General features: G+C 47.0%; 5 protein-coding genes. All 5 read left to right on the forward strand.

The window, feature by feature from the left end:
- The first annotated feature begins 128 nt into the window (after nt 1-128).
- On the forward strand, nt 129-6716 hold the full coding sequence (locus V7K67_RS31105) for a beta-ketoacyl synthase N-terminal-like domain-containing protein (protein WP_335169891.1): 6588 nt from the start codon (nt 129-131) through the stop codon (nt 6714-6716).
- Nucleotides 6713-9517, forward strand: coding sequence for a type I polyketide synthase (locus tag V7K67_RS31110; RefSeq protein WP_335169893.1), 2805 nt, complete (start codon nt 6713-6715; stop codon nt 9515-9517). Before V7K67_RS31105 ends, V7K67_RS31110 begins: the two co-directional genes overlap by 4 nt.
- A gap of 69 nt (nt 9518-9586) precedes the next feature.
- A complete protein-coding gene (locus V7K67_RS31115) occupies nt 9587-10807 on the forward strand; it encodes a hydroxymethylglutaryl-CoA synthase family protein (protein WP_334733139.1) in 1221 nt (406 codons plus the stop codon).
- A complete protein-coding gene (locus V7K67_RS31120; protein WP_335169895.1) occupies nt 10798-11598 on the forward strand; it encodes an enoyl-CoA hydratase/isomerase family protein in 801 nt (266 codons plus the stop codon). Before V7K67_RS31115 ends, V7K67_RS31120 begins: the two co-directional genes overlap by 10 nt.
- A complete protein-coding gene (locus V7K67_RS31125; protein ID WP_334733141.1) occupies nt 11591-12334 on the forward strand; it encodes a polyketide synthase in 744 nt (247 codons plus the stop codon). The genes V7K67_RS31120 and V7K67_RS31125 overlap by 8 nt, the downstream gene beginning before the upstream one ends.
- Nucleotides 12335-12371 lie beyond the last annotated feature (37 nt).

A 12371-nucleotide genomic window follows, 5' to 3' on the forward strand; every position in this document is an offset into this window, starting at 1 on the left:
CCAAAAGTTTATCAGACTGATTAAAGCCATCAGTCTGATAAGATTTTAATTGCGGATGTTGTCTTTGTTTGTCAATGTGCTAGAGATTAGCGATCTGAAAAATTTCCAGGTTTTAGGAGTAGTCATGGATGGAAGAACAACATACTAGTGAGACGCTAGTAGACGTATTGCACTACAGAGCTATTCAGCAACCTCAGACGCTAGGCTATACCTTTTTGGTAGATGGTGAATCTGAAGGAAGTAGACTCACTTATGGAGCATTGGATAAACTGGCAAGAGCGATCGCTACCTACTTGCAAACATTTGCAAAGCCAGGCGATCGGGTACTCCTTCTCTACTCACCTGGTTTAGAATTTATTACTGCCTTTTTCGGGTGCTTATATGCTGGTCTGATCGCGATTCCTGCTTATCCCCCTCGGCAAAATCAGTCGATTGCTAGGTTGGGTGCGATCGTTTCCGACGCCCAAGCAACTGCGATACTGACAACAACAGCATGGTTGCCGCTTGTTAAGAACTACTTTGCAAACAATCCAGAATTAGCATCTCTAAAAGTGTTGGCCAGCGATGCGATTTCTGATGCGATGTCTACGACGGGCTACGCCTACGCACACAAATGGCAAGCACCTAATATCAATGGAAATACTTTAGCGTTTCTGCAATACACCTCCGGTTCTACGGGAATGCCTAAAGGAGTGATGGTCAGCCACAGCAATCTGCTGCACAATTTAGCCTACATTGACCAAGGCTGGAATCACACAGCTAATAGCGTGATGGTGACGTGGATTCCCTTCTTTCACGATATGGGGTTAATTTATGGAGTCCTGCAACCTTTGTACTACGGCTTTCCTAGCTATATCATGGCACCTGTGTCCTTTATTGGGCGTCCGATTCGCTGGCTGCAAGCTATTTCCCGCTATCAGGCAACCCATAGTAGCGCCCCCAACTTTGCCTATGAACTATGCGTCCGGAAGATTACCCCAGAACAACGTGCTAGCCTAAATCTCAGTTCTTGGCAGGTAGCTTCCAATGGTGCCGAGCCAGTTAAAGGAGAAACGCTCCAACGGTTTGCCAAAGCATTTGCCTCCTGTGGGTTTCAAGAAACAGCTTTTTGTCCGGCATACGGGCTAGCTGAGGCAACGCTGAAAGTGACAACCGTAGAGGCACAAACTCAGCCGATAATTATTAGGGTAGAGTCAACCGCATTGACACAGAATCGGGTAGTGCTGGCAACAGTAGAGGATTTCAACTCGCGGCTTTTAGTTGGATGCGGCAATAGCAAGCAGGGCGATACCCAAATTGCGATCGTTCATCCGGAATTGTTGACGCGATGTTTAGCGGATGAAGTCGGCGAGATTTGGGTAGCGGGAGCGAGTATCACCCAAGGCTATTGGCAGCAACCAGAGGAAACAAAATCCACTTTTGGAGCTTATTTAGCAGACACAGGGGAAGGCCCGTTTCTCCGCACAGGAGACTTAGGCTTTTTACAAGACGACGAGCTATTTATCACCGGAAGACTCAAGGATTTAATTATTATTCGAGGACACAATCATTATCCTCAAGACATTGAACTCACAGCCACAAATAGTCATTCGGCTTTGCAATCGCAGGGAGCAGCTGCATTTGCGATCGAGGTAGACGGTGAAGAACAACTCGTTGTGGTGTGTGAAGTCGAGCGAACTGCTCTACGCAAGCTTGATGCAAGCGAAGTAATAGGCTGCCTCCGACAAGCAGTCACAAGACAGCACGAGTTAGAAGTTTATGCTGTCTTGCTGTTGAAGCCAGCCAGTATCCCCAAGACTTCCAGTGGGAAGATTCAGCGCTATGCCACCCGTGCAGGATTTTTGGCGGGTACTTTGGAAGTGGTGGGACAGTGGAGGAAGGCAGGGGAGCAGGGAGAATTGAACAAGAGGCAAGGGAGCAGGGAGCAGGGAGCAGGGGAGAAGGAACAGAAAGGGATTCAACCCCACCTGAACGAGAACCACTTAATAGAAGTCGGGGACGTAAGAACATGTTCCGCTCCGCTACACGGCAGGAGTCAGGGGTCATTTCCCCCCGCTCCCTGCCCCCTGCCCCCTGCCTCTTCGTTGAGAAGTCGCAAGTCAGGAGAAAAGGGAGCGGCGGAAATTCAAGCTTGGTTGGTAAATCAGATTTCTCAGCGACAAAACATTGCACCGCATTCAATAGATCCGCGTGAATCATTTTCCTACTATGGGTTAGATTCTATTGCCGCAGTCAGCCTCTCGGCAGATTTAGAGGATTGGTTAGGTTGTAAGTTATTGCCTACTTTGGCTTACGATTACCCGACGATCGCAACTCTATCAGCCTATCTCACAGAAACTTTATCCCAACAGCGAGAATCTCCAGAACCCAGACAAAATCTCAAATCTGTCGAGGCGATCGCGATTATTGGTCTTGACTGCCGCTTTCCCGGAGCTAATAACCCAGAAGCCTTTTGGCAATTACTACGAAATGGTAAAAGTGCCATCGACCAAATTCCAGCCAATCGTTGGGATTCTCATCTTTTCTACAACCCCATCCCCGCTCAACCGGGCAAAATGAGTACTCGTTGGGGTGGATTTATCGAGCAAGTTGACCAATTCGACCCCCAGTTTTTTTGTATTTCTCCCCGAGAAGCCGAGCGGATGGACCCGCAGCAAAGGCTGTTACTAGAAGTGAGTTGGCAGGCTTTAGAAAATGCTGGATTAGCAAGCGATCGCTTGACAGGCAGCAACAGTGGTGTATTTATCGGCATCAGTACCAATGACTATGCTAGATTTCAGTTCGATCGATTGTCTGATATTGATGTCTATGCTAGTACAGGCAACGCTCTGAGCATTGCTGCTAACCGCCTATCCTATCAGTTCGATTGGCATGGGCCCAGTTGGGCAGTTGATACTGCCTGTTCTTCATCTCTGGTTGCAGTTCACCAGGCTTGTCAGAGTTTACGGTTAAGGGAATGTGACTTGGCTTTGGCAGGTGGTGTTAATTTAATTCTCACCCCTCAAATGACAATCGCCCTCTCTCAAGCAAGATTCATGTCGGGGGATGGTCGCTGTAAGACCTTTGATGCAGATGCAGATGGTTATGTCCGGGGAGAAGGTTGTGGAATCGTAGTGCTGAAGCGTTTTACTGATGCTATCAAAGATGGGGATAATATCCTGGCGCTGATTCGCGGATCGGCAGTCAATCAGGATGGTCACAGCAATGGACTGACTGCTCCTAGAGGAATTGCCCAACAAGCCGTTATCCATCAGGCGCTTGTGAATGCTGGAGTCGCACCCGCAGCCATTAGCTATGTTGAGGCTCACGGGACAGGTACAGCTTTGGGCGACCCGATTGAAGTTAATTCTTTGCAATCAGTGTTGATGTCAGGTCGTTCCCCAAAACAACCTTGTGCGATCGGTTCAGTAAAGACTAATATCGGTCATTTAGAATCAGCGGCGGGAATTGCAGGGTTAATTAAAGTTGTACTGGCTTTGCAACATGAAGAGATTCCCGGTACGCTTCATCTCCAGCAGCTAAATCCGAAGATTACCATCCAAGACACGCCTTTTTCAATTCCCAGCGAGACTCAGAAGTGGTCTGGTGTTGGGGAGCAACGTTTTGCAGGAGTAAGTTCCTTTGGCTTCGGCGGTACTAATGCCCATGTTGTTCTGGAGGAAGCGCCGGAAGAGAGTAGGGGGGCAGGGGGAGCAGGGGGGCAGGGGAGCAAGGGAGTAAATTTACAACTCAAATCTGTGCTGATGCTTTCGGCAAAAAGTGAAATAGCGTTACGGGAATTAGCTCGGCGGTATGTGGCATTTTTGGAGTTTCATTCAGAAGTATCTCTAGGGGATATTTGTTATACGAGCAATGTCGGGCGATCGCATTTTGACCATCGGCTAGCTTTGGTTGCAGAATCTTCCGAGCAACTTCGGGAGGAACTTGCAGCGTTCATTGATGACTCCCCTTCCAGAACAGGCGATCGTTGCCAAGGAGTTGCTTTCCTGTTCACTGGCCAAGGTTCGCAATATATCGGTATGGGGCGGGAACTTTACAACACGCAACCCATTTTCCGGCAAGCCATAGAACGCTGCGCTGAAATCTTGCAGCCCAATTTAAACCAGCCTCTATTAGAAGTTCTATATCCAGTGAGTGAGTTAGACAACCCAACTCAAGCCTATATTAATGAAACCGCATATACCCAACCTGCTTTATTTGCTCTGGAATATGCATTGTGTGAGCTATGGCAGTCTTGGGGAATCAAACCAAGTGTGGTGATGGGACACAGTATCGGCGAGTATGTTGCCGCAACTGTTGCAGGAGTGTTCAGTCTGGAAGATGGACTGAAGTTGATTGCCGCACGGGGCAGACTAATGCAAGCATTACCGCCTGTGGGAGCAATGGTAGCGGTGTTTGCTGAATCGCAACAAGTATCGACCATCATCGATGAATATTCAGATGTGGCGATCGCAGCAATGAACGGCGCACATCTGATCATCTCAGGTGGATCTCAATCTATTACATCGGCTGTGGCTAGGTTAGAAGCAAAGGGAGTGAAGACAAAACCACTTGAGGTTTCCCATGCTTTTCATTCGCCGTTGATGCAACCCATGCTGGCGGAGTTTGAGCAAATTGTCCAGCAAGTAAACTACTGTCCAGCAAACCCCGATATTCGTTTTATTTCTAATCTCACAGGTCAACTGGCAAAAGCAGAGATCGCCACGCCTGAATATTGGGTGCAACATGTGATGCAGCCAGTCCGGTTTGCTGATGGAATGGCAACTCTAGCAGAACTGGGAGCCTTAGCGTATTTGGAAGTAGGACCGCAACCGATTTTATTGGGAATGGGTCGCCAGTGCTTACCCGGTAGGGAGAATATCTGGCTTGCCAGCCTCAAAAAGGAATCAAATTCACAGCAGATGTTGTCCAGTTTGGCAACTTTGTACGAGTCTGGAATATCCATCGATTGGGTAGGCTTTCATCATGGCTTTCAACATCGTCGCGTAGTGTTGCCCAATTATCCCTTTGAGCGATCGCGCTTCTGGATGGAAACTGCATCTAGTGACGTGACTGCTAGAGAATCGCTCTGTTCGCCAGCAGAAATCAAGCGTTTGCTTATGCCCCAGTTGGCTGAATTGACAACCCAACTGAGTCTAAAAAACTATGGGGAAGCCCTAAGTACTTTGGAATCACTAAGTATCCTTTATGTGGTGGCGGCATTCCGGCAGATGGGGTGGAATTTGCAACTAGGCGATCGCTATTCCATCCCCCAACTCACCAAACTAGGAGTCATCAAGCAACATCAGAAACTCGCTTTGCGCCTGTTGGAAATGCTGGTTGAAGAAGGAATTCTTCAGCGAATTGGTAATCAGTGGGAAGTAACTCGAATACTAGAGTTACCGACACCAGAAGCGCAACTACATAAACTGCGATCGCAATATCCCCAAGCAAATGCAGAACTGACACTGCTAGAGCGTTGCGGTTCGCACCTGGCTCAAGTACTCCAAGGTGAAACTCGCCCACTGGAGTTGCTATTTCCCCAAGGCGATTTGACAGCATTAACCCAGCTTTACCAGGATTCCCCCGGCGCAAAGGTGATGAACGCGCTAGTCCAAAAGGCAATCTCCACCGCGATTTCCACTGCTACAGTACGCATTTTGGAAATTGGAGCCGGAACTGGCGGAACAACTGCTTACCTCCTACCTCATCTCCCAGCAGATCGAACTGAATATGTGTTCACAGACTTAGGAACGTGGTTCACTTCCAAGGCTCAAGAGAAATTCCGAGATTACCCATTTGTCCGCTATCAATCCTTAGACATTGAACAAGACCCCCAATCTCAGGGATTTACTAACTATCAATACGACATCATTGTGACAGCAAATGTTCTGCACGCAACCGAGGATTTACAGCAAACCTTACGTCACGTTCGCAGCCTATTAGCACCAGGAGGATTATTAGTGTTGCTGGAGGGAACAAGTCCCCGACGCTGGTTAGATTTGGTCTTTGGATTAACGCCAGGGTGGTGGAAATTCTCAGACTACGAGTTGCGACCATTCTACCCTTTGTTAGGAGTGTCTGACTGGCTGGAATTGTTGTCTGATTGTGGATTTCAAGGGGCTGTGCATCTTGCGCCTGATTCCCAAGTCGGTGATTCATTCCAACAGGTTGTCATCCTGGCTCAGAGCATCAGTACCAATAACCCTGTTAACCACAATCATCTTCCATCGCCCATTGCTGCCACCATCAACACGGCACAATCAACATATCTCCAATCGCTAATAACCAAGCCTGTACGAGTGCGACAGGAGGAATTAGTAGCTCATGTCCGCTCATTAGTAGCCAAAGTTTTAGGCTTAAAGCAACCCCAGTCCATCGGTTTGCAGCAAGGTTTCTTTGAATTAGGGATGGATTCATTAACTGCTACGGAGTTGAAAGACCAATTGCAAAATAGTTTAGGCTGTTCGCTTTCCCCAACCATACTATTTGATTATCCCACGGTAGCAGCGTTGGCAAATTATCTGGAAACGCAAGTTTTGTCCCTCTTAGATCCAAAAGAATCAGCGCAGGAGGCTGCCTCTAACTCAGAGAGTTTCCAGCAACAAGCCTTACTGGAAGAATCATCATTAGAAGAAAAGAGAGTGAGATTATCATCGCCTGACCAATCGCTTGACGAAATTGCAGATTTGCTGGCTGCAAAACTAGCATCAATCAGAGAGGGAAAACTGCTATGAGTCGTTCTTCAGAAACCAGAGATTATGGACAATTGATGCAGAACGCATTGCTGGAACTATCAGCCCTCCAAGCAAAGCTCAATACCCTCGAATATGCTGCAACTGAATCCATTGCAGTCATCGGTATTGGTTGCCGCTTTCCTGGAGGAGTTAACTCCCCAGAGGAGTTATGGCTGTTATGCAAAAATGGTGGTGATGCGATCGCCGAAGTTCCTGGCGATCGCTGGGATGTAGATGCTTACTACGATCCTGATTTAAGTAGTTATGACAAAACTAACACCCGTTGGGGTGGCTTTTTAGCAAATATCAATCAATTCGATCCTGCCTTTTTCGGAATTTCCACGAGCGAAGCAGCGACTATTGACCCCCAACAACGGCTGCTATTAGAAGTAAGTTGGGAGGCATTAGAAAACGCTGGATATGACCCCTTACAACTGGCTGGTTCTCAGACTGGTGTGTTTGTGGGAATTGCCACTTGTGATTATTACAAAGCCATGACCGCAATTCCCACTAGAGCCGGCACAGGTATTGCCAATAGTATGGCGGCAAATCGCCTGTCCTACTTTTTAGATGTGCGAGGCCCTAGCGTCACAATCGATACTGCTTGTTCATCGTCCCTGGTTGCCATTCATACCGCTTGCCAAAGTCTGCGACACCAAGAGTCAAATCTCGCATTGGTAGGCGGCGTGAATATTATGTTGTTACCGGAGGTCAATGTCACCTTTTCCCAGGCTGGCATGATGTCATCTGATGGACGTTGCAAAAGCTTTGATGCTACAGCCGATGGCTACGTCCGTGGAGAAGGATGTGGGGTAGTTATCCTGAAGCGTCTTTCAGATGCAGTCAAAGATGGCGATCGCATTCTAGCGTTACTGCGGGGAACCGCCGTGAATCACAACGGCCGCAGTGTTGGACTAACAGCACCAAATAGGTTGGCTCAACAAGCAGTGATTCGGCAAGCACTGGCAAATGCGAGGGTAGCACCCCATGAAATTGACTATGTTGAGGCACATGGTACGGGTACTCCAATGGGGGATGCCATTGAGCTACAAGCAATCTTGGGGGTACTAGGACAGGGACGAACCCTTGACCAACCCTGCGGACTCGGTTCTGTGAAAACTAATATTGGCAACCTAGAAGCCGCTGGTGGGATTGCCGCATTCATCAAAACTGTCCTCTGTTTGCAACAAGGAGAAATTCCCCCTCATCCCCATTTCAAAACCATCAATCCCCATATTGACATCAAGTCAACACCATTCTTGATTCCTACAATCGATCGTCCGATAGATATCAAGCCTCGGTTTGCTGGCGTTAATTCTTTTGGCTTTGGCGGTACCAATGCTCATATAGTACTGGAAGCAGCACCAGTAGAAAGTCAAAAGTCAAAAGTCAAAGGTCAAAAGAAAGAAGCTTGGCATCTGTTGACGCTTTCGGCAAAAACTGAGACAGCGTTACGGGAACTAGCAAGTTGCTATGCAGATAGTTTAGAAAACTACGCCGCTCAATCGATTCCCGATATCTGTTTCACAACTAATATTGGTCGGTCACATTTTAACCATCGTCATGCCATCATTTCATCAGGCGATTTACCCCATTTAATCTCCCAACTGAAGACATTCGCCACTAGCAAACAGACAACAGGACAGCCACAGCCAGATAATCGCCCAAAGATTGCATTTCTCTTCACTGGACAGGGTTCGCAATACATTGGTATGGGATGGGAACTCTACAACACCCAACCTATTTTCCGTGCCGCCTTAGACGATTGCGATCGCATCTTACGCTCTTATTTGGATCGGCCACTGCTGGAAGTAATGTATCCAGAGTTAGGCGAAAAAAACTTAGCGCCTTATCTTCTAGATGAAACTGCCTACGCCCAACCTGCTCTATTTGCCGTAGAGTATGCCTTAGTGAAATTGTGGGAGTCATGGGGCATTGAACCCGATGCGGTGATGGGTCATAGCGTCGGAGAGTATGTAGCGGCTTGCGTGACAGGTGTATTCAGCTTGGAGGAAGGACTGTACTTGAGTGCCGAACCGGGACGACTGATGGCAACGCAGCCCAGAGAAGGGCAAATGGTGGCGGTGTTTGCAGCTAAGGAGATTGTAGAGGAGGCGATCGCATCCTACCAGGATGCTGTTGCCATTGCTGCCTTTAACGGCCCTAGCCAAACTGTGATTGCGGGCGATAGACAAGCGGTTTCAGCAGCAATCGCCCGTCTGGAATCGGATTTCATTATGACTCGCGAACTGAATATTGCCCACGCGTTTCACTCACCCTTAGTAGACCCCATCCAAAATGCCTTTGAACAGACTTTGAGGAAAATGGAGTTTCATTCCCCTTGTCTACCGTTTATCTCTCATCTTTCGGGAGAATTCGAGCCAGGAATATTAGATACTAACTACTGGCGCTCTCAACTGCGATCGCCTGTGCGTTTCGATGGAGGTATCCAGACCTTAGCAGAGGCAGGGTATGAAATTTTCCTGGAAATTGGGCCAACAGATACTCTGGCAAGTATGGGTAAGCGCTGTCTACTTAAAAACACTGGTACTTGGTTGTCTTCTTTAAGACAAGGGCACGATGACTGGCGATCGCTGCTTGACAGCCTAGCTACCTTATACAAGAAGGGTATAAACATTAATTGGTCAGAATTTCATAGAGATTCTCCCAGACAACGAGTTGCTCTGCCCACTTATCCTTTCCAGCGCCAACGCTGTTGGAATGATTCTTTTGGGATTAGGGCTTACGCAGAGGTAAGGAAAAATCGAACCACAGAGGACGCAGAGGACACCGAGGAATAAGAGTTTCAGAGAATTTTCACGTAAATTTTAGAAGTTAAATAGTAATGCACAGCTTATAACTGACACTCTATGCCTATAGGAATCGAGAAACTCAATTTGTATTCAGGGCAGTTCTATCTAGATATTGCCGATCTTGCCGAAGCGCGTGGTAAAAACTTCCAGCACATTGCCGATAGTTTAATGTGCAAAACGCGATCGGTTTATCCAGTCTATGAAGATGCTATTACTCTGGCGGTGAATGCAGCCAAACAACTCTTATCACCTCAAGACCTGGAAGACATTGAACTACTAATTGTGGGTACTGAATCTGCGGTTGATTGTGGCAAATCCCTGTCCACCTGGGTACATCGGTTTTGTAATTTGTCTCCTAATTGCCGTAACTTCGAGGTGAAACATGCTTGTTACGGTGGCACTGCGGCATTCAAAATGGCAGCTTCGTGGGTAGCTTCAGGGGCTAGACCTGGGAAAAAAGCATTGGTAATTAACACGGACTTCAGCAGCGTGACACTCAATACTGACCAGGAGTTTATCTGCGGAGGTGGTGCAGTGGCGATGCTCGTTAGTACTAATCCACAAATTCTCGAAATTGAACTGGATAAGGCGGGTTACTGGACAAAGGAGATTTCTGACTACCTGCGCCCCACTTTCAACACCGAAGTGATCAAAAGTGAAACGAGTCTTTACTCTTATTTAGATGCTTTGGAGGGAGCATTCAGTCACTACGAGCAAATCGTGGGTTCTGTAGACTATGATGCTGATTTCAAAAAACACATTTATCATGCACCCTTCCCAGCAATGACGTTTCAGGCACATCGCACCATACTCAACCGATTGGAGGCGGTAGGGAAAGCGGCTGCTAAGTTAAGTTTTCAATCAAAAGTTGCAGAGAGTATACATTTTGCTCAACAAATTGGTAGTTCCTATGGAGGTTCCAATTTTATTTGTTTGTTAAGTCTTTTAAATTATGCCAAGGATCTGAATCCGGGCGATCGCATTTCCCTGTTTGCTTATGGTGGTGGTTGCCAAGCAGAATTCTACAGCGCCACCATTGGAAAGGCTGCAACTGAAATTGTCCGCTCGCTCAACATTGACGAACATCTTAATCAGCGACTTCGTTTATCTGTTGCAGATTATGAAGCTAGCGAGTTGACCCGTGAAAAATATAGCGATCGCCGGGACTTTAACTTAGAAAACTATTTAGATGAACCCTATGAAAAACGCTATCGAGGCCAAGGTTTACTTGTGTTAAGCAATGTTGAAAATTACTATAGGCAATATAAATGGAGTTAATAGTAGAGGCCGTCCGATATAAAATCGATTCAGGAGTTGCCCAGATTGCTTTGGTGCAACCCCAAACAGGTAATGCACTCAATCCATCCCTGATTAATCAACTTAGTCAAGCATTACAAGCTGCAATCGCTGATTCATCTTGTCGGGCGATCGTGCTTTCGGCTCAGGAAACTGACTTCTGCAAAGGACTTGATTTGGAATGGATATTACAGCAGGGAGGAAGACCTCAAATAGAACTGTTTCAAGCCTTTATAGATTGTCTGCAATTAATTTGTCATTCCCACTTGCCTGTAATCGCCTGTGTTGAAGGTAATGTTACAGGTGGAGGACTGGGTTTAGTTGCGGCTTGCGATCTGGTCATTGCCAACGAGAACACAATATTTATGTTGCCAGAAGTGATTATTGGCATGATTCCTGCTCTAATTGCACCCTTCTTACTCCGTCGTCTGACCATAGCACAGCTTAAGTATTTAACCCTCAGTAGTCGGGGAATCGACACCCTAGAAGCCAAGGCATTTGGGTTAGTGGATGAAGTGGCGACTGAAGGTATGGCTGCTACCTTGAACCGACAATTACAACGGCTGTTTCGCTCTTCTCCCGAAGCGATCGCTGCAAGTAAACAATATTTTGAACAACTTTATGGTTCAGATTTACAGCGACAAACCAATATTGCCCTTAACCAACTTGTTTCATGGTTAGCACAATCTGATGTCTTAGAAGGAATTCAAAGTTTCACCGAGGGATTCTCGCCACCCTGGTTTGAAAAGTACAGGGGAAAAATCCATGTCTAAAATTTTGCTCGCCAACCCGGAAGATGGCATCTTTCAACTCAAAATAGACGATCCTGACAACGAAAATCGTTTGAGTGAAGAACTGTGTGATGAAATGATCGCAGCCCTCACTCATCTAGCGACAGAACCCGCCCTTAAGGTGCTGATTTTAAGTGGGCGAGCGGATGTCTTCTGCGCGGGAGCAACCTTAGACGTAATTAAACAAGTTGTCAATGGCAATGCAGATGTCAAAGATTTATCACTGCCCGATCGACTGCTGAGTTTTCCAGTACCAATTATTGCAGCTTTACAGGGTCATGCTGTGGGAGGTGGCATAGCGTTAGCGCTCTACTGCGATATTCTGATCGCATCCGAAAACAGTCGGTACGGAGTTAATTTTACAGATTTGGGATTTACTCCTGGAATGGGTATCTTATCTGTCTTACCAGCAATGGTTGGACACCACTTTGCTAGCGAGATGCTCCTCACCGCCAAGCTATACAAGGGCAAAGAACTCAAGGAAAAAGGTTTATTTAACTACATAGTTCCATCTGAGGAAGTTATGACTTTAACCTTGGATATGGCACGGAGAATTGCCGAAAAACCCAGACATGTTCTGGAGATGGTGAAAGACACCCTGTCTCTACCCCGGCGTCAAGTTCTCCAAGCAGCACTGTCCCGCGAACACCTAATGCACAAAATCTGTTTTGGAATTCCAGGTACCTTAGCACACATCGAAGCGGCCTATTTAGCCTAGATTTTGTTTTTTGATTTTCAATATAGGAGACAAGATA

It is taken from the genome of Nostoc sp. (genome assembly GCF_036917155.1).
Taxonomy (GTDB): Bacteria; Cyanobacteriota; Cyanobacteriia; order Cyanobacteriales; family Nostocaceae; genus Nostoc.